Annotated in this window: 15 protein-coding genes and 7 pseudogenes; 9 read left to right on the forward strand and 13 right to left on the reverse strand. The window is 73.7% G+C overall.

The features are described from left to right. Nucleotides 1–41: 41 nt before the first annotated feature. From FF86_RS34120 to FF86_RS03400, 4 genes are all read right to left on the reverse strand, one after another. Complete coding sequence (locus tag FF86_RS34120; protein WP_157866926.1) at nucleotides 42–1,133, reverse strand: phosphotransferase family protein; 1,092 nt, start codon at nucleotides 1,131–1,133, stop codon at nucleotides 42–44. After that, the gene (locus FF86_RS03390) at nucleotides 1,100–1,939 is read right to left on the reverse strand and encodes a class I SAM-dependent methyltransferase (RefSeq protein ID WP_044886783.1); all 840 of its coding nucleotides are present in this window, start codon (nucleotides 1,937–1,939) and stop codon (nucleotides 1,100–1,102) included. Before FF86_RS03390 ends, FF86_RS34120 begins: the two co-directional genes overlap by 34 nt. A 969-nt stretch (nucleotides 1,940–2,908) precedes the next feature. Further along, a complete protein-coding gene (locus tag FF86_RS03395; protein WP_044886784.1) occupies nucleotides 2,909–3,421 on the reverse strand; it encodes a hypothetical protein in 513 nt (170 codons plus the stop codon). Between the two features lie 163 nt (nucleotides 3,422–3,584). Then, entirely contained in the window at nucleotides 3,585–4,505 is a 921-nt protein-coding gene (locus tag FF86_RS03400; protein WP_199865647.1) for a helix-turn-helix domain-containing protein, read from the reverse strand. Between the two features lie 169 nt (nucleotides 4,506–4,674). Between FF86_RS03400 and FF86_RS64920 the strand changes: the two are divergent. The 4 pseudogenes from FF86_RS64920 to FF86_RS64935 form a co-directional block, all read left to right on the forward strand. Then, nucleotides 4,675–4,829: pseudogene (locus tag FF86_RS64920) on the forward strand (aldo/keto reductase); the annotation flags it as partial. Between the two features lies 1 nt (nucleotide 4,830). Then, nucleotides 4,831–4,973, forward strand: a pseudogene (locus tag FF86_RS64925) (aldo/keto reductase); the annotation flags it as partial. Nucleotide 4,974: 1 nt separating this feature from the next. Then, a pseudogene (locus FF86_RS64930) lies at nucleotides 4,975–5,297 on the forward strand (aldo/keto reductase); the annotation flags it as partial. A gap of 1 nt (nucleotide 5,298) precedes the next feature. Next, a pseudogene (locus FF86_RS64935) lies at nucleotides 5,299–5,745 on the forward strand (aldo/keto reductase); the annotation flags it as partial. Between the two features lie 62 nt (nucleotides 5,746–5,807). On the opposite strand, the gene FF86_RS03410 reads toward FF86_RS64935, so the two are convergent. The 3 genes and pseudogenes from FF86_RS03410 to FF86_RS39485 form a co-directional block, all read right to left on the reverse strand. Then, nucleotides 5,808–6,143: PPOX class F420-dependent oxidoreductase (locus FF86_RS03410; RefSeq protein WP_242418094.1), on the reverse strand; the 336-nt coding region annotated here is incomplete at its 5' end. Nucleotide 6,144: 1 nt separating this feature from the next. After that, nucleotides 6,145–6,197: pseudogene (locus tag FF86_RS61805) on the reverse strand (PPOX class F420-dependent oxidoreductase); the annotation flags it as partial. A gap of 444 nt (nucleotides 6,198–6,641) precedes the next feature. Further along, nucleotides 6,642–7,004, reverse strand: a 363-nt coding sequence (locus tag FF86_RS39485) for a protein-tyrosine phosphatase family protein (RefSeq protein ID WP_304438093.1), incomplete at its 5' end; no start/stop codon positions are given. A 538-nt stretch (nucleotides 7,005–7,542) separates the two neighbouring features. On the opposite strand from FF86_RS39485, the gene FF86_RS03420 reads away from it, so the two are divergent. Beyond that, a complete protein-coding gene (locus tag FF86_RS03420; protein WP_063870330.1) occupies nucleotides 7,543–8,004 on the forward strand; it encodes a MarR family winged helix-turn-helix transcriptional regulator in 462 nt (153 codons plus the stop codon). A gap of 158 nt (nucleotides 8,005–8,162) precedes the next feature. Here FF86_RS03420 and FF86_RS39490 read toward each other — a convergent pair. From FF86_RS39490 to FF86_RS39500, 3 genes and pseudogenes are all read right to left on the reverse strand, one after another. Continuing rightward, the coding region (locus FF86_RS39490) for an NAD(P)/FAD-dependent oxidoreductase (RefSeq protein WP_242418095.1) at nucleotides 8,163–9,107 on the reverse strand (945 nt) is incomplete at its 5' end. A 1-nt stretch (nucleotide 9,108) separates the two neighbouring features. Beyond that, nucleotides 9,109–9,454, reverse strand: a pseudogene (locus tag FF86_RS39495) (NAD(P)/FAD-dependent oxidoreductase); the annotation flags it as partial. 1 nt (nucleotide 9,455) lies between these two features. Continuing rightward, nucleotides 9,456–9,581 (reverse strand): annotated as a pseudogene (locus FF86_RS39500) (FAD-dependent oxidoreductase); the annotation flags it as partial. A 325-nt stretch (nucleotides 9,582–9,906) separates the two neighbouring features. On the opposite strand from FF86_RS39500, the gene FF86_RS03430 reads away from it, so the two are divergent. Together FF86_RS03430 and FF86_RS03435 are read left to right on the forward strand one after the other, a co-directional pair. Beyond that, the gene (locus FF86_RS03430) at nucleotides 9,907–10,521 is read left to right on the forward strand and encodes a pentapeptide repeat-containing protein (protein ID WP_044886790.1); all 615 of its coding nucleotides are present in this window, start codon (nucleotides 9,907–9,909) and stop codon (nucleotides 10,519–10,521) included. A 149-nt stretch (nucleotides 10,522–10,670) separates the two neighbouring features. Beyond that, nucleotides 10,671–11,837 (forward strand): sulfite exporter TauE/SafE family protein, encoded by a 1,167-nt coding sequence (locus tag FF86_RS03435; RefSeq protein WP_044886791.1) that lies wholly within the window; start codon nucleotides 10,671–10,673, stop codon nucleotides 11,835–11,837. Here FF86_RS03435 and FF86_RS03440 read toward each other — a convergent pair. The 3 genes from FF86_RS03440 to FF86_RS03450 all read right to left on the reverse strand — a co-directional run bounded on the left by FF86_RS03440 (nucleotide 11,742) and on the right by FF86_RS03450 (nucleotide 14,793). Then, the gene (locus tag FF86_RS03440; RefSeq protein WP_044886792.1) at nucleotides 11,742–12,785 is read right to left on the reverse strand and encodes an NAD-dependent epimerase/dehydratase family protein; all 1,044 of its coding nucleotides are present in this window, start codon (nucleotides 12,783–12,785) and stop codon (nucleotides 11,742–11,744) included. The genes FF86_RS03435 and FF86_RS03440 overlap by 96 nt on opposite strands. A gap of 75 nt (nucleotides 12,786–12,860) precedes the next feature. Further along, the gene (locus FF86_RS03445; protein ID WP_044886793.1) at nucleotides 12,861–14,000 is read right to left on the reverse strand and encodes a sensor histidine kinase KdpD; all 1,140 of its coding nucleotides are present in this window, start codon (nucleotides 13,998–14,000) and stop codon (nucleotides 12,861–12,863) included. Between the two features lie 31 nt (nucleotides 14,001–14,031). Then, the gene (locus FF86_RS03450) at nucleotides 14,032–14,793 is read right to left on the reverse strand and encodes a response regulator transcription factor (protein ID WP_044886794.1); all 762 of its coding nucleotides are present in this window, start codon (nucleotides 14,791–14,793) and stop codon (nucleotides 14,032–14,034) included. Between the two features lie 244 nt (nucleotides 14,794–15,037). On the opposite strand from FF86_RS03450, the gene FF86_RS03455 reads away from it, so the two are divergent. Together FF86_RS03455 and FF86_RS03460 are read left to right on the forward strand one after the other, a co-directional pair. Continuing rightward, entirely contained in the window at nucleotides 15,038–15,739 is a 702-nt protein-coding gene (locus tag FF86_RS03455; protein WP_044886795.1) for a glycosyltransferase family 2 protein, read from the forward strand. 11 nt (nucleotides 15,740–15,750) lie between these two features. Continuing rightward, on the forward strand, nucleotides 15,751–16,440 hold the full coding sequence (locus FF86_RS03460; protein WP_044886825.1) for a DUF2064 domain-containing protein: 690 nt from the start codon (nucleotides 15,751–15,753) through the stop codon (nucleotides 16,438–16,440). Nucleotides 16,441–16,979: the final 539 nt, after the last annotated feature.

The raw sequence follows: 16,979 nt of genomic DNA on the forward strand, positions 1-16,979 counted from the left end.
AGACATCCGACGTCGCCGGTAGCGTACCGACCNCCGTCAGATCATCCGTTGCGCAGTCGGGATCGCGACGCGTCGCCGACCGTCCCCGCGATGCGCGCGCAGGCGTCGACGAAGGCCAGACCGACCTCGTCCGGCCCGGTCTCCGGGTCGGCGGCGAGGTGGGCGGCGACGGCGGTGGCGGCGTACTCGACCGTGAGAGCCCGCGCGGGCAGGTCGAGCGCCGCCCAGGGATCGTCCGGGTCCGCCACCGCCGGGCCGTCGCACGCCGCGTAGGCATCAAGGAAGCGCGCCCACATCTCCACCGGCAACAGGCCGGTCGCGAACCAGGCCGCGGGCCGGGCCAGGTCCCAGGCCGGATCCCCGAGTCCGAGGTCGTCCACGTCGATGATCCGCCAACCGGCCGCGGGCAGGGCGACGAGCTGCCCGAAGTGCCAGTCGCCGTGGATCACAGTGGTGGGCCGCCCGGCCCGGATCGCGGGCGGGGACGGCGGCGTCGTCGAGGCGAGCGCGGGCGGGGGCGTCGACGGCGAGGGCTCGGTCAGTGTGGCCCAGGCGGCGAGGACGGGATCGACGAGCGGGTGGCCGACATGGCGGCGTAACCGGGTCACCCGGTCGGTGAGTCGGCGCAGCACCGTGGCCGGCGGCAGCTCGGTCAGGTCCGTCGGGCTCACCGGGACGCGGTGCAGCCGGGCCAGCAACGCCGCGGCCTGCTCCCAGGGAGCGTCGTCGGCGTCTTCGGTCCCCAGGTTCGCCCCGGCCGGCCAGGCGCTGACCTGGTGCGCGCCGAGGCGAACCGCGTACGTTCCCGGCGCGGGCGCCAGCTCCAGCGGGGTGAGCAGCACGGGGCGCAGGGCTGGCCGGGCGGCGAAGCGCAACCGGGCCGCGAGATGGTCCGGATCGGCGGTGTCGGCGTGTGCCTTGAGAACCACCTCGCCGCAGCGCACGATCAGCCGGTCGTCGCGCCGCGACACCACGGCGGGCGGGCCGCCGGCCTGGTCCGGGCGCAGCCGGTCGGCGAGCCGCGCCATGCCCGCCAGCAGCGCGGCCTCCGCGACGTCCGGGCCGCTCACCTCGGTCGGGCCGTTCACCTCGGTCGGGCTCAGCGGGCTGGCTTGCGCAGGCGCCAGATGCACTCGGACGGCCACCGCCGGGCCCACGCCTCGTCACCCCGCTCGGGTTGCTCGGCCCGCTCCCGGGTCGACCCGCCCGCAGCCTCCACGTCGTACACCTGCTGCCCGTCGCGGCCGTCGTGGGCCGGCGCCGACGGGCGCGGCTCCAGCAGGTCCTCGATGACGAGACCGCAGTCCCGGAACAGCCTGATCCACGCGCCGTAGGGCAGGTTCGCGCTGACCAGGCCGTCCGCCTCGGGCAGCAGGCGAAGCGCGAAGTAGTCCCGGATCAGGCGGGTGCCGGGGGTGTCCCGGCCCGGCCGCACGGTGATCTCGTAGATCGGGCTGACGTGGCTGAAGGCCAGCAGGCCACCCGGGCGCAGCACCCGCGCCGCCTCCGGCATCGCCCGCAGCGGGTCGGCGAAGCAGAACGCGCCGTGATCGGCGAAGACGATGTCGAACGACTCGTCGGCGAAGGGCACCGACTCCGCGCTCGCCTGTACCAGCGGGAAGGTCAGCCCGGTGTCCGCGGCGAGCTTGCGGCTGTGCAGGAGCTGCCGCTCCGACAGGTCGAGCCCGACCGCGCGGGCGCCCCGGCGGACCAGCGCCGTCGACCACTGCCCCCCGCCACACCCCATCTCCAGCACGTCCCGCCCGGCGACCTCGCCCAGCACGCCCAGGCTGGACTCCGGGATCGCCCACAACCCCCAGGAGATGTCGCCGGTGAACGCCTGCCGGCGGATCTGCGGGGCGTTCAGGCGCTGGTAGTCGTCGGAGATTTCGTTCCACCGAGCCCGGTTGGTGCGTACATGGGCGTTGCCGTCGATCATCCTGGCCTCGTCCTTCTCCCGGCGGACGCGGCTCGGCGTTCCACCCGCGCCGCCNCAGGGCGGGCTCGGGTCAGGACGGGGCGGACCGGGATGCCGGGTCGCCGGGCGGGGATCATCCCGATCGGCGGCTGTCGTGATGGATCAGATCGCTCGATCGGTCATCGTATGAGACCGGGACGAACGCGGACGTCCGGTGTCCCGCCGCGCCCGAGCGGGGCCCTTCTGGCCGCCAGTCCGACTGGTGATCCGGGGATGGCGGCGAAGGAGTCGATCTGCCCGCCGTGGCGTGCCTCGNCGCCGTGGCTGCGGTCCATCCTTCGCTGCCCGGATGGCGGTTTGAGGCCCGCGGGCCGTGGCCGCCCCGTGCCGAGAAACCGCGGACCGGCCCCTTCGGGAATGGTTCAAACCGCGCCGATCCGGCATCGCATGATCGGCGTCGGACGGTCGGAAGGCGTGTTGTCTCATGCGTCTGCCGGTATCCGGACAGCCTGGACGGAATTCGGTGCGTCGGGCACGCTCGATCGCGTGGCGAGAGAGCGCAAGAGATCCAGCCGGTACTTCCGGCCGCCTGATGAGCAGCTCGTCCTGGGCCTCATGACCTGCCCGTCCTGCAACGGGACCCGGTACCAGACCCGTCCGCAGGCCGAGGTCGACGAGGACGGACTTTTCGACGGTGATGCCAACATTAAATGTCGGGAATGCGGGGGTAGCGGAAAGGTCCCGCCGCGATGAAAAGGTCGGTGCCGGTACAGGCGGATTTCATCTACCTTCGGTGCCCGGAACACCGGGGTCGTCAGCCTCGCCAGGGCCTGAAGACGATGCTGCGGCCCGGTGCGGAATGTCCGCGGTGCCGCATGGTGCGAGCGCCGGACCCGCCCGGCTCGGGCGACCGGCCGGGCAAGCCCGGACACCCGGCGGACGGCGGCCCGGCCCCGTCGGCGTGAGCGGGCGGAGCGGGCCGCCCGAGTGTCAGCCCTTGGGGTCGGCGACGGCTGTCGCGGTGCGCGTGTTGCCGGCGACCGTGGCGCGGACGGTGACGGTCGCGCCCTGGTGGATGTCGGTGACCTTCGCGGACTTCCCGTCGGCGCGGAACCTCGTGTCGCCGTCGATGACGTAGCTGGCCGCGTAACCGTCCTCGCTGGTCACACTGATCGAGGTCGCGCTGATCGCGGTCACCTTGCCACGCTGCCCGTCGACGACCTGGAAGCCCTTGGCCGTCTTGATGGTCGCCTCGCCGTGCAGGCCGCGCTCGGCCAGGCGGTGCTCGCGCCGCAGCCGGCGTGCCTCGGCCGGCTTCGGGCGGTCCTCGGTGGACGGCGGCACCGCCGCGGAGGTCGGTGCCGCCGCGGCGGTCTGCGCTACCGGCACCGGCGCGGCGGACGCGGCCGTACCGCTGAACCCGAGACCAACCCCCAGGCCGAGCCCGAGTAGCCCCGCCGCCGCCACACCCGCACCCCGCCGTCCCGTCAGGAATTTGCCCATCTCTGCCGTCCTTTCCCGGTGGCGCCCGCACGCCGTGCTCGGACCTGGCGACCAGCACTCGGTCGCCGACCGATCCGGCGTCGCGCGCCGCTGCGGCGCGCTGGCAGACCCACGATGCGACGGCCGCATGTGAGCGGGATGCGAACGCGGTCGGGAACGAATCTCAGTCGGCGGGAACCAGCGCCGGGGAGGCCTCCCGCTCCAGGGCGGCCTCGCGGGCGATCGTCTCCAGGGCGGACCGGGACGGCGCATCGCCCGCCCGGTAGATGACCAGGCGCTGGTCGGGATCCTGCATCGGACAGAGGACCTCGAACTCGACGCAGACGGGTCCCAACCGGCCGTGCCGCAGCCGCTTGCGCCCGCGTCCGTTGACCCGGACGTCACGCATGGCCCACAGCCGGGCGAACTCGGCGCTGCCCGTCGTCAGGTCGTCGACCAGACGGATCAGCGATGGATCATCGGGATGAGCACCCCACGCGGCGCGCAGGTCCGCGATCCCCTCGCGCAGGATCTGCTCCCGGTCCCGGTAGAACTCCAGCAGGGCGGGATGCAGCACGCACAGCCACAGGGTGTTGCGCTGCCGGTCCGGCAGCGCGCCGAAGTCGAGCTGCATCAGCCCGGCCATCTCGGGGTTCCAGGCGAGGATGTCGAAACGGTGGTCGAACAGCATGGCCGGCAGCGGGGACAGGTCGTGCACGAGGCGGGCCAGTGGATGCGCGTTGCCTGTGCCGTCGACGGAACCGTGGTCGACCCGTGCTCGGGCCGCCGCCGCAGTCGGGCGCAGCCGGGCCAGATCGAACAGGTAGGCCCGCTCGTCCGGGCTGAGCCGCAGGGCGAGGGCCAGCGCGTCGAGCACCTCGGGGGAGGGGTGCAGGCGGCCCTGCTCCACGCGGGTGACGTAGTCGACGCTGACGCCGGCCAGTTCGGCGAGCTCCTCGCGACGCAGCCCGGGGGTGCGCCGCGAGCGGCGCCGGCCGGCGGGCCCGGCCGCCTCGACGGGCGACGTCCGCTCGCGGCGGTCGCGCAGGAAGACGGCCAGTTCGCGTGCAGCGTCCATCCTCGTCGTGTCGCGTGCAGCGTCCATCCTCGTCGTGACCTCCGCGATCTCCGGGATCCAGGCCGCCGGTTTCCTGGGAGAGACCTTCCCAGGAAACATCTTCCCTTCCCGCCGTCCCCGCTCGGGCGCAACGTGGACAGCGGCCGCGAACGATGACGTCCGTGGCCGTGAACCCGCCCAGACGGAGGAATTCACTGTGCCCCTGGCTCTCGATCACTATCGCCTACTCGGCCGCTCCGGCCTGCGCGTCTCGCCGCTGGCCCTCGGCACGATGACCTTCGGCGCCGACTGGGGCTGGGGGGCGGACACCGACGAGGCACGCCGGATCTTCGACGCCTACGTCGACCGCGGNGGCAACTTCGTCGACACCGCGAACCAGTACACCGACGGCACCGCGGAGCACCTGCTCGGCGAGTTCGCGGCCGGCCGGCGAGAACAACTCGTCCTGGCCACCAAGTACACGGTCACCCGGCGTCCCGGCGACCCGAACTCCGGNGGGAACCACCGCAAGAGCATGGTCGGCTCGGTCGAGGCGAGCCTGCGCCGGCTGCGTACCGATCATCTGGACCTGCTCTACCTGCACGCGTGGGACGGTTCCACTCCCGTCGAGGAGGTGTTGCGGGCGATGGACGACCTCGTTCGCGCCGGCAAGGTGCTCTACGTCGGGATCTCGGACACCCCCGCCTGGCAGGTGGCCCGGATGCAGGCGATCGCCGATCTACGCGGTTGGTCGCCGCTGATCGCCCTGCAGATCGAGTACAGCTTGGTCGAGCGGACCGGAGAACGCGATCTCATCCCGATGGCCGCGGAGATGGGCCTNGGAGTCGTCCCGTGGTCGCCGCTGGCCAGCGGAGTGCTCACCGGCAAGTACTCCCGGGCCGACCTGGAGGTGGGCGCCGGGGAGGCGTCCGCGGCAGGAACACGCCGTAACGTCGCCGCCGCGAGCGGCGCGCTGACCGAACGCTCTCTCGGCATCGCCGACGTCGTCGCGGGGGTCGCCGGTGAGCTGGGCGTGACGTCGTCGCAGGTGGCCCTGGCCTGGGCGCTGCGGCGGCCGGCGGTGACCGCGCCGATCATCGGTGCCCGCACCCTCGACCAGCTCACCGACAACCTGGGTGCGCTCGACGTTGTGTTCACCGACGATCAGCTCACCCGCCTCGACCAGGCCAGCGCGGTCGAGCTCGGTTTCCCGCACGCCTTCCTGACGCTCCCGATGACCAGAGCCGTCATGTTCGACGGGATCCAGATCGAGGGCGTCACCGCCTGACTGCGCGCCGAGCCGTCCGTCGGGAGGCCGCAGACCCTGCGCCGGCCTTCCCGATGGACGGGTTACTGGAAACTGACCGCGGTCGGCCGGACCGCGTAGGCCACCCGGTGCGGCGCGTCCGCGGGCGGCCCGTCGAGCTTCATCGCATAGCGGTCGGCGAGCCGCATGAAGAACTCGGCGTTCGGATCGGGGTCGATCCGCTCGACGACACCGCGGATCTCCAGGTACCGGTAGGGCGCCTCCGGATCGTTGACGGACACCGCCACTTGCGGCGTCGCCGTGACGTTGCGGTACTTCTGCCGGGTCGTGGTGTTCGTGAACCACAGGAACGTGCCGTCCCAGAGCACCCACATCGGGTTCACCTGAGGGGTGCCATCCGGCCGGATCGTGGCGAGGTGNCCGAACAGCGGGCGCTCCAGCAGATCGCGATGGCTCGCGGGGATGACTGTCATGACTCGAAGATATATCAGTACTCTGATGGTCTGTCCGTGGCCCCCGCCCGCCCGAAGAGAGGAATCGGACGCGGAAACCTCTCGGGAGGTGAGTCATCCTGGGCCCGTGCTGGCCGAACGGGTCCATCGCCGCCGCACTCCCAGCCAAAGACGCGGGCCGGGAGAGGGTGCCNCCCGCCACGCAATGATCAACGCCCTGACCTGCGCAGTTGCATCACCGCCGGACCGCTGCAATGATCAAGGTGCACACCGCTCAGNCGGCACCACTGACCTGCAGCTTTACCATGGGGTCCGTGATCATCCCTGGAGGGATCGCAACCCCGGCGTCTCGCGCTGGCTGGCCGCGTGCCGATGGTGAGTAGCGCCCCGGGGTGAGCGGGCCGCCCGTGATCATTCCTGGAGGGATCGTGACGCGCGGGGGTGGGGGCGTGACTGCGGGATCNGTCAGAGGTTGGGGAACCGCTCGATCCAGCGGCGCTGCCAGGGGGTCTCGACAGCACGCGGGTGATGGTGCGCGCGGGTCCAGGCGACGGCGTCGGTGGGGGACAGGCCGGCCAGCACGGCGAGACAGGCGAGGGCGGTCCCGGTGCGGCCGACCCCACCGCCGCAGGCGAGCTCGGTCCGGTCGGACGTCCGCGTGTGCGCGTGCAGCGCGCGGATGCGGGCGGCGGCCGTCGCGGGATGGCGCGGGAGGAGGAAGTCCGGCCAGTCGATCCACTCGTGCTGCCAGGTCAGCTGACCGTCATGCCGCCGTCGCAGGCGGGCGCCGCCCAGATAGAGGCCGCGATCGGGGAGTGGTCCCGGTGGNGGGGGGNGACGCAGCCCGCGGGGCCGGATCCAGCCACCGTCCGGCAGCCGGATCGCCCCGGGCAGCTCGCTCGCCCTCGACGACCCGCTCGCCCCGGGCAGTGCGATGGCGCCGGGTGGCTCGGCGCTGCCCTCGTCGGGGCGGGCGGATGCATCGGCGGATCGGATCGGTCCGGACGACGCGCGTGCGGGCGAGGCCGCTGCGGAGGACTCCGGGCCGGCGTCGGTTGGATGGGCCGGCGGAACATTGGCACCGCCGGGGGGTGCGCCGGCTCCCCTGGAGGTGGTGGCCGGGGGTTCGGGCCGCCGGATGGTGGCCGGCCCGACGGTGCCCGGCGCCGCATCCACGCCGATCGGGTCGGCGCCTGGAGTGCCGGATGTGTCTGGGGCGCTGGGAGTGCCGAGGGCGTTGGGGGTGCCACCGGGCACGATGCCGGTCATGGGTCCTCCGATCCGCGGTAGCCTCGGATCAGTGTGGCCCTCCCGGCCATCCGTGGGTCGCCCACCCCAGCCGAGTCGAGCGGGCGCAGTGAGGACCGTGGCAGCCAGATCCCGCCCGGTCGACGCGGGAGCCGAGCGGCTCGGCCTGGCGATCAAGCGGGCCGAACAGGTGCTGATCGCGGAGAAGACCAGGGTGCTGCGGCCGTTCGGCCTCACCGTGCCGCAGTACGCGGCGATGGTCGCGATCGCCGCCACTCCGGGCATCTCCGGCGCGAGGGCCGCCCGGCAATGCCACGTCACGCCGCAGACGATGGCCGTCGTGCTGGCCGCTCTGGAGGCGAAGGGGCTGATCGAGCGGCAGCCGTCCGACGACCACGCGCAGGTCCTCGTCACCCGCCTGACCCGGGTCGGCCATGCGCTGTTCCGGCGCGCCGACGCGGCGGCACTCGCGGTCGAGGAACGGCTCGCCGCCGCGTTCAGCGACGCCGAGCTCGTTACTCTGCGGGAGCTGCTCGTCCGGGCGGCCGAGGCGATCCCGGCCCCGGCCGCAGCCGGCTGACATCCCGCCTCGCGGCGCCGGCATCCCGCCTCGCGGCACGGACATCCGCCTCGCGGCACAGCCGACGACCGCCCGGCGGGAGCTCGTCCCGACCGGGCGGTCGTGTGGTGGTGCGGGCGGCTGCGGCCTACGCGGCCTGTGCCGTGCGACGGCGTGGTCTAGACCCGGGTGGGTTCCCGGCTCTCCGTGCCCTGCGGCGGTACCTGGGTGCGGGCCGCGCCCGTCCAGGACGGTGCCTCGCCGGCCTGTGGCGGCAGCGACGGGGCGAAGTTCTCCCCGAGCCGCTCCAACGCCGCGCGGGCGAAGATCTGCTGCTGGGTGACCGTGCGCTCCGACCGGCCCCGGCCGATGAAGCTCACCGTCCAGTGCAGCAGGGTGGTCAGGCGGTGCTTGAAGCCGATGATGTAGACGAGGTGCACGGCCAGCCAGACCAGCCAGGCGAAGAAGCCGCTGAACTGGATGTTGCCGATCTTGGCCACCGCGCTGAACCGCGAGATGGTGGCCATGCTGCCCTTGTCGTTGTACTTGAACGGGTGTCCGGTCTGCTTGCCGGCGACCCAGGCCTGGATCTCCTTGGCCGCGTGCCGGCCGCCCTGGATCGCGACCTGGGCGACACCCGGCAGCCGGTTGAGGCTCATCATGTCGCCGATGACGTAGATCTCCGGGTGGCCCGGGAGAGTGAGGTCGGGGAGCACCTCGACGCGGCCGGCGCGGTCGATGCCGGCGCCGGTCTGCTCGGCGAGCTGCTTGCCGAGCGGGCTTGCGGCGACGCCGGCGGCCCAGACCTTGCAGACCGAGTCGATCCGCCGGCGGGTGCCGTCGCTGTCCTCGACCTCGATGCCGGTGGCGTCGACGTCGATGACCTTGGCGCCGAGCTGCACCTCGACGCCGATCTTCTCCAGCTTGTCGGCGGCCTTCGCGCCGAGCCGCTCCCCGAAGGGCGGGAGCACGGCGGGCGCGGCGTCGAGCAGGATCACCCGGGCCTTGGTGGGGTCGATGCTGCGGAAGTCGCGCCGCAGCGTGCGTCGCGACAGCTCGGCGATCTGGCCGGCCATCTCCACGCCGGTGGGGCCGGCGCCGACGACGACAAAGGTCAGTAGCCGNTCGATGTCGGCCGGGTCGGTCGAGCCCTCGGCGAGCTCGAACATGCCGAAGATCCGGCCGCGCAGCTCGAGGGCGTCGTCGATGCTCTTCATGCCCGGGGCGTGGGTGGCGAACTGGTCGTTGCCGAAGTACGACTGCCCGGCGCCGGCAGCGACGACGAGGCTGTCGTAGGGGTGGACCGTCGTCCGGCCGAGCAACTGCGACGTGACGGTCTTCGCCTGCACGTCGATGGTGGTCACGTCGCCCAGGACGACGTGGGCGTTCTCCTGGCGGCTGAGCACCTCGCGGGTGGTCGGGGCGATCTCGCCCTCCGACAGGATGCCGGTCGCCACCTGGTAGAGCAGCGNCTGGAACAGGTGATGGGTGGTCTTTGCGACGAGGGTGATCTCGACGGGCGCCTTGCGAAGAGCCTGCGCGGTGAACAGGCCCCCGAAGCCCGAGCCAATGATCACTACGCGGTGCGGGGAGCTCTGNCGCCCCTCGAGCCGTTCCGGTTCGTCGGCATGCCCTGTGCGGGCGCTGTCCGTGCTCACGATCCTTCTCCGCTCAACCTCTTGACTCCCAGCGGTGCCCGTTGGCGCCGCGGAGACCTTATCCCCGATAGCACGTCGGTCTCCACTAACTANTTTCCGCCGTATACCGGCTGCCGGATCGTGTTCATCGTCACCCCCGAGTCCGAAACATCGACTACGGACTATGTGGCGTGGAACACACTTCCGGCGGCGGGCGGTAGGCTTAGCCCGGACCTTGATCGACGAGTGCGGCCGGTCCCACTACCGGTCGCTGGGGAGGCGCCGCGTGCCGGCTCGGAAATACGGCCCGACGGCGCCCGCAGTCGACCATACCGTCCGCAGCCTGGCCGAGGTCGACGGGGATCTGTCGGGGCAGGCGCATGATCACGTCGCCTTCGTCGACCTCGACCTGACCGAGGTGCCGACCACGGGCGCGGTTCTGGACTCGTGCACCTTCCGCGGGGTCCGGTTCAACGCATCGGGTTATTCAGATACCGCTTTCATCAACTGCGTGTTCGTCCGGTGCTCCTTCTTCGACACGAGCTTCGACGCGTGCAAGTTCACCGGCAGCCTGTTCGACGGATGCACGCACGACCTCATGAAGGTCAGCGGCGGGGATTGGTCCTTTGTTGGTCTGTCGCGGGCAAAACTGAGTCGTACGTCCTTCGTCGGGGTCCGGATGCGGGAGGCCGACCTGACCGGTTCGCGCTGTGATGGCGCCACGCTGCGTGACAACGATCTCTCCGGTGCGTTGTGGGACGGGGCCGACCTGTCCGGCGCCGACCTGCGCGGCAGTGACCTGTCCGCGCTGGATCCACTGGCCGTCACGCTGCGGGGCGCCCGCATCGATCCCTGGCAGGCCATCGTCGTCGCGACCGCGCTCGGCCTCGCGGTGGACTGACCAGCGCGTCGCCCCGAGCGCCTGGTCGCGCGCCGTCGGCGCAGGTCTGTGCAGGTCTGCGCAGGTCGGCGGCCTGCTGGCAGCCGTCGTCCCCCCTCGCGGGAATTGCTCACGATGCCTATCGTGCGGATAGGGAAGGTGGGCGGTGTATGGATCTCGATCCCCTGGTCACGCTCGCGGGGTTCGTCGTCGGAACCGTCGTCGGGATGACCGGCATGGGCGGCGGCGCGCTGATGACGCCGGTGCTGGTGTTGCTGTTCGGCGTCCAGCCGCTCGCCGCCGTGTCCAGCGATCTGGTCGCCTCGGCGGTGATGAAGCCGGTCGGTGCCACCGTGCACCTGCGCCGCGGCACGGTCCACCGGCGCCTGGTCGGCTGGCTGTGCCTGGGCTCCGTGCCGGCCGGCTTCTGCGGCGTGCTCATCCTGCGGGCGCTCGGCGACGGGGACGCCGTCCAGGAACGGATCAAGGTCACCATGGGGGCGCTGCTCGTCCTCGCGGCGGCGGGGATGCTCGCGAAGTCCCTGGTCGACCGCGGCCGGCCGCCGGCGCCTGCGGGCGAGGTCGGCATCCGGCCACGCCCGCTGCCGACCGTCCTGATCGGCGCCATCGGCGGGCTGGTCGTCGGGCTGACCTCGGTGGGTTCCGGCTCGCTCATCGTCGTGATGCTGCTCGGTCTCTACCCGCGCATCCGGTCCTCTCAGCTCGTCGGCACCGACCTCGCCCAGGCGGTGCCCCTGGTGGCCGCCGCCTCGCTGGGGCACCTGCTGTTCGGCGACTTCCAGCTCGGCCTGACCGGTTCGCTGCTGCTCGGCTCCCTGCCCGGGGTCTACCTGGGGGCGCGGGTCTCCGCCGGCCCGGCGACGAGCCGGATCATCCGCCCCGCGCTCGTCGTCGTGATCTCGCTCAGCGGTCTGAGGCTGGTCGGCGTGCCGACGGTCTGGCTCGGCGGGATCCTGTTCGCGATGCTCGGTACGGCGGTGGTCGTCGTAGCGATGCAGCATCGCCGCCGGGCCGCTGCCGGGGCCGGCCTGGCCGAAGACCCGACCGGGAGGGCCGCGGTCGCGACGATCGGGCTCGGCGCGCGGTCGGTCGGGCTCGGCGCGCGGTCGGTCGGGCCGCCTACGGCCGTGGGCGTCGCCCGGGATCGGTGGGAAATCGCCGACGTGCGGGTGCTCACCGCGTCCACGGCGGGGATTCCGGCCGGGGTGGCGGTGGGGATCTCAGCCGCGCAGCGGGTCGCGGGCGAACGCCGCCATCCCCGCGGCGAAGCCGACCTGCGCCCGGTAGCCGAGCAGCTCGGCGGCGCCGACCGATGAGGCGACGATGTGCCGCACGTCACCGATCCGGTATCCACCGGTCACGACGGGTGGCGGTCCGCCGACGGCGTGGGCCAGCGCGTCCGCCATGTCCCCGACGGTGTGCGGTGCTCCCGAGCCGACGTTCAGGGGCGTGAGCCGGCCGGGCAGGTCCGGGCCGCGTGCCGCCAGCAGGTTGGCGCGCGCGACGTCGTGGACGTGAACGAAGTCCCGCAGTTGGCCGCCGTCCTCGAACACCTGGGGTGCGCGCCCGGCCGCCAGGGCGCTGCGGAAGATCGACGCGACCCCGGCGTACGGGGTGTCCCGCGGCATCCGCGGACCGTACACATTGTGGTAGCGCAGGGCCATGACGGTGCTCCCGGTCGCGGCGGCCCAGGCGGCGGCCAGGTGCTCCTGGGCCACCTTGGTCGCCGCGTAGACGTTGCGGGGATCGATCGGGGCGTCCTCGCGGACGGGGATGGACGCGAGCTGCCGGTGGCAGCGCGGGCAGGGTGGCTCGAACCGCCCGGCGTCCAGGTCGGCGCGCACCCGCGGGCCGGGGCGCAGCGCCCCGTGCTCGGCGCAGCGGTAGCCGCCCTCGCCGTAGACGACCATGGAGCTGGCCAGCACGAGGCGCCCGATCCCGACGCGGGCCATCGCGGCGAGCAGCACGGCCGTGCCGAGATCGTTGTTCGTGGCGTACGCCGGCAGGTCGTCGAGGTCCACCCCCAGGCCCACCATGGCGGCCTGGTGGCACACGACGTCGACCCCGTCGAGCGCGGCCTCGACCTGGCCGCGGTCGGTGACGTCGCCGACGACGAGTTCGGCGCGGTCGTTCACCGCGGGGACGTTCCGGTGCACCGCCGGCAGCAGGGCGTCGAGGATCCTGACCTCGTCGCCGGCCGCGACCAGCGCGTCCACGACATGGGAACCGATGAAACCGGCGCCGCCGGTGACAAGAACCCGCATGTCGCCGACGCTATCCGCGCCGAGCGCCGCCGGATCTTACGAACCGCGGACGGTGGCGCGCCGCCCGCCCCGGCGTCAGGACGTCGGGAGGGCCACGACGAAGCGGCAACCTCCCGGCTGGTTGTGCACGCTGACGGCGCCGCCGTGCGCCTCGATGATCCCACGCACGATCGCCAGGCCGATGCCCGAGCGCGTCCGCGGCTGCCCCGGGCCGTCGTCGCCGGCCGGGGTCCGCGCGGGCTCCCCGCGGAAACCCAGGTCGAACACCCGGAGGAGGTCCTGCGGCGGGATGCCGCCGCAGCGGTCCGCCACCGAGAACAGCGCCTGATCCGCGGCCATGGTGGCGGTGACCTCCACCGTCCCGTCGTCCGGGGTGTGCCGGATGGCGTTGACCAGAAGGTTCGTCAGGGCCCGTCCGACCTCGGCGGCATCGGCGTCGACGAAGCCGAGATCGTCGGCCTCGCCGCGGACGACGACGCCGCGCGCCCGCGCGATCGGATCGACGGCCGCGACCGCATCCGACACCACGTCCGCGACGCGCACCTTCGCCAGGCTCAGCCGCAGCGCCCCGGCCTGCAACCGGGCCAGCTCGAACAGGTCGTCGACCATCCCGGTGAGTCGCTCGGTCTCGGTGAGCATCCGGCGGTGGTAGCGGTCGGTCGTCTCGGCATCGGTGATCAGGCCGTCCTCGAACGCCTCGGCCATCGCCCGGATCCCCGCCAGCGGGGTCCGCAGATCGTGGCTGATCCACGCGACCAGCTCCCGCCGGCTTGCCTCCAGGGCCCGTTCGCGGGCGAACGACTCGACCAGCCGGGTGTTCGTCGCGTCCAGCGTGGCGGCGAGCGTGGCGAGCTCCGTCGTCGGGACGCGCCCGGCGCCCCGGTAGCCGGGGTCACCGAGGGTCGCCGCCGCCCGGGTGAGGGCACCGGTCCCGGCCACGACCGGACGCCCGACGCGCAGCGCGAAGGCGGAGGCGACCGTCGCCGAGACCGTGACGATGATCATTACCAGTCGCAGGTCGTGCGCGGAAAGGAACATCATCCGCGCCGTGACGGCGACGCCCACGACGACCGCGACGATCGGCCATACGCACAGCGCCGCGGCCATCGCCCACAGCGGCCGGCGGCGCAGCGCGAGCAGCAGCGGTACGCCGCTGATGGCGCCGGCCGTCGAGCAGCCCAGCGCGATCCCGGCGACCTCCAACTCGGCGATCATCGCATCCCCGCGCTCCCTGGCCCGCCGCCGCTCATCCCGCCTGCCGCGGGTCGCCCGGCGACGCCTCTGCGCCGGCCACCGCCGGCGACGTCTCCGCGCCGGGCACCGCCGGTGGGGCGTCGTAGCGGTAGCCGACGCCCCACACGGTGACGAGCAGGCGGGGGGCGGTCGGATCGTCCTCGATCTTCTCCCGTAGCCGGCGGATGTGCACGGTCACCGTCGACGGGTCGCCGTAGCTCCAGCCCCACACCTGCTCGAGCAGCTCGACGCGGGTGAAGGCGTGGCCGGGCCGGCGTAGCAGGAAGGCCAGCAGGTCGAACTCGCGCACGGTGAGGCCGAGTGGCACCCCGTGGCGGGTCGCGGTCCGCGCCGCCGGGTCGATGACCAGGGGGCCGGCCCGCAGGACGCCGGGCTCCGGGGCGGCGGCGGACTCGGCCGCCCGCCGCAGCACCGACCGCACCCGCAGGGTCAGCTCCCGCGGGGAGAACGGCTTCGTCACGTAGTCGTCGGCACCGACCTCCAGGCCGGTGATCCGGTCCGCCTCGTCGGCCCGCGCGGTCAGCATGATGACGGGAACGGGTTGGCGCGCCGTGAGCCGGCGGAAAACCTCGAGGCCGTCGATACCGGGCAGCATCAGGTCGAGGACGACGAGGTCGGGCGGGCGGGCCTCGGCGGCGCGCAGGGCGGCCGGACCGTCCGCGGCGCGGTCGACGTCGAAACCGGCGTTGCGCAGGTAGCGGTCGACGACCTCGGCGACGAGGGCGTCGTCGTCGACGACGAGGACGCGGGCCATACGGCCACGATAGGCACCCCCGGCCCGCCTGCGCCCCGCCCGGCGCGGATGTTCCCCGCTTCGTAATGTCCTGCGGACGGCGGGGATCGCCGGGTGCCCGCCCGGGGGCCGACCGGTCGCGGTCGGCGGCGCGCCCGACCGCCTCCGCCGCACCGACGAGCCAGGTCAGCGGGCCGATACTCGGCGAGGGCCGTCCTCGTTCCGTAATGATCGATCATGGTTGCCCGGCACTACAGTCCCGATCATGTTGACGGAAAGTGATGACGGCCGGACGCCGGTGGACGTCGTCCTGCCCTGCCTGGACGAGGCCGGGGCGCTGCCCTGGGTGCTCGACCGGATCCCGGCGGGCTACCGGGCGATCGTGGCCGACAACGGGTCGCGCGACGGATCCGCCGAGGTTGCCCGTGGCCGGGGCGCGACGGTCGTCGCCGTGCCCGAGCGCGGCTACGGGGCGGCCGTGCACGCCGGCCTGCTGGCCGCGGACGCCGACGTCGTCTGCGTGTGCGACGCCGACGCCTCGCTCGACCCGGCGCGGCTGCCCGACCTCGTGGCCCTGCTCGCCACCGACCTGGTCGACCCCACCGCCGGCCGCGCCGACCTGGTCCTCGGCCGGCGCCGCCCGACCTCGCTGCGGGCCTGGCCGCCGCCCGCCCGGCTCGGCAATGCCGCCGTCGCCCGCCGCCTGCGCCGACGCGGCGTGCCGGTGCGCGACCTGGGGCCGATGCGGGCCGCCCGGCGCGCCGACCTGCTCGCCCTGTCGATCGCGGACCGCCGCTTCGGCTACCCGCTGGAGCTGCTGCTGCGCGCCGCCCAGGCGGGCTGGCGCATCGCCGAGACGGACGTCGCCTACACCCCCCGGATCGGCCGGTCCAAGGTCACCGGGACGCCGCTCGGTGCCGCCCGCGCCGTCCGGGACATGTCGACGCTGCTGGCGCGCCTGCCGTGAGGCTGCTCGTGATGGCGAAGGAGCCGGTGCCCGGCCGGGTGAAGACCCGGCTCACCCCGCCGCTGCGCCCGGAGCAGGCCGCGGCCGTCGCGGCGGCGGCGCTCGCCGACACCCTCGCCGCCGTCGCGGCCCTCACCGCCCGGCCCGGATTCGCCGACCTGCGTCCCGTGCTCGTCCTCGATGGCGCCGCCGGCCCGTGGCTGGCCACGGCCGGCGGCTTCGGCGGGCTGGCGGTGGCGGCCCAGACGGCCGGCCCGTTCGATGCCCGCCTGGCCGCCGCCTTCGCTGCCGAGACCGGTCCGGCGCTGCTCATCGGCATGGACACGCCGCAGCTCACCGCCGACCTGCTGGCCGCCTCCTGCCAGGCACTGCGTTCGGCCGACGCGGTGTTCGGCCCCGCGACCGACGGCGGCTGGTGGGCCCTGGGCCTCGCCCGACCCGACGGCGACCTTCTGCGCGGCGTGCCCACGTCCCGCCCCGACACCGGCGCCCGCCAGCGTGCCCGACTCGGCGCCGCCGGACTCGACGTGACGGTGCTGCCGACGCTGCGGGACGTCGACACCGCGGCCGACGCGACGGCGGTCGCCCGGCTCGTCCCCGGCGGCCGGTTCGCCGCAGCGTGGCGCGCGGCGGACACCCGCGCCGGCCTGGACGCTCGGCGCGCGCCCGGTGCGTCCGCGACCGCTGCCGCGACGCGGTGACCGCGGGACAGGCGACCGCGGGACAGGCGATCGCGGCGGCGGGCGACGGATGGGAACCGACTGACATCTACGAGGCGGGACTGCGCTCCACCGCCGGCCGCCTGTGGGCGCACCATCCGGACGGGCGGCGCATCCCGCTGCCGGTGCACCGGTGGCGGGGAACCTCCCCGCCGCATTCCGAGCCCGAGGCAGCGGCCGCCCTGAGCGGTGTCACTGTCGAGGGTGCTGCCGGTGCGGGTGCCGACGCCGGCGCCGCTGGTGGTGGGGCGCTGGCGGCCGGGGATCTGTCTCTGCTGTGGCACTGCGCGGGGCCGACCCTCGACGTGGGCTGCGGGCCCGGGCGGCTGGCTGCGGCGCTCGCCGCCCGCGGGGTGCCGGCGCTCGGCATCGACGTCGCGCCGCTCGCCGTGCGGCTGAGCCGGCAGGCCGGGGCCGTCGCGCTGCGGCGTGACGTGTTCGGCCGGCTGCCGGCCGAGGGTCGCTGGGTCGCGCTGCTGCTGGCCGACGGAAACATCGGCATCGGCGGGGATCCGGTGCGC

Origin of the sequence: Frankia sp. CpI1-P (assembly GCF_001421075.1) — a bacterium.
In the GTDB taxonomy this organism is placed as follows: Bacteria; Actinomycetota; Actinomycetes; order Frankiales; family Frankiaceae; genus Frankia; species Frankia torreyi.

What these genes read in the sequence shown, in the direction of transcription:
- FF86_RS03455 (WP_044886795.1), top strand. Translation starts at nt 15,038, where the DNA reads ATGTTGACGGAAAGTGATGACGGCCGGACGCCGGTGGACGTCGTCCTG.
- FF86_RS03390 (WP_044886783.1), bottom strand. Translation starts at nt 1,939, where the DNA reads ATGATCGACGGCAACGCCCATGTACGCACCAACCGGGCTCGGTGGAAC.
- FF86_RS03460 (WP_044886825.1), top strand. Translation starts at nt 15,751, where the DNA reads ATGGCGAAGGAGCCGGTGCCCGGCCGGGTGAAGACCCGGCTCACCCCG.
- FF86_RS03435 (WP_044886791.1), top strand. Translation starts at nt 10,671, where the DNA reads ATGGATCTCGATCCCCTGGTCACGCTCGCGGGGTTCGTCGTCGGAACC.
- FF86_RS03450 (WP_044886794.1), bottom strand. Translation starts at nt 14,793, where the DNA reads ATGGCCCGCGTCCTCGTCGTCGACGACGACGCCCTCGTCGCCGAGGTC.
- FF86_RS03440 (WP_044886792.1), bottom strand. Translation starts at nt 12,785, where the DNA reads ATGCGGGTTCTTGTCACCGGCGGCGCCGGTTTCATCGGTTCCCATGTC.
- FF86_RS03445 (WP_044886793.1), bottom strand. Translation starts at nt 14,000, where the DNA reads ATGATCGCCGAGTTGGAGGTCGCCGGGATCGCGCTGGGCTGCTCGACG.
- FF86_RS03400 (WP_199865647.1), bottom strand. Translation starts at nt 4,505, where the DNA reads ATGGACGCTGCACGCGACACGACGAGGATGGACGCTGCACGCGAACTG.
- FF86_RS03395 (WP_044886784.1), bottom strand. Translation starts at nt 3,421, where the DNA reads ATGGGCAAATTCCTGACGGGACGGCGGGGTGCGGGTGTGGCGGCGGCG.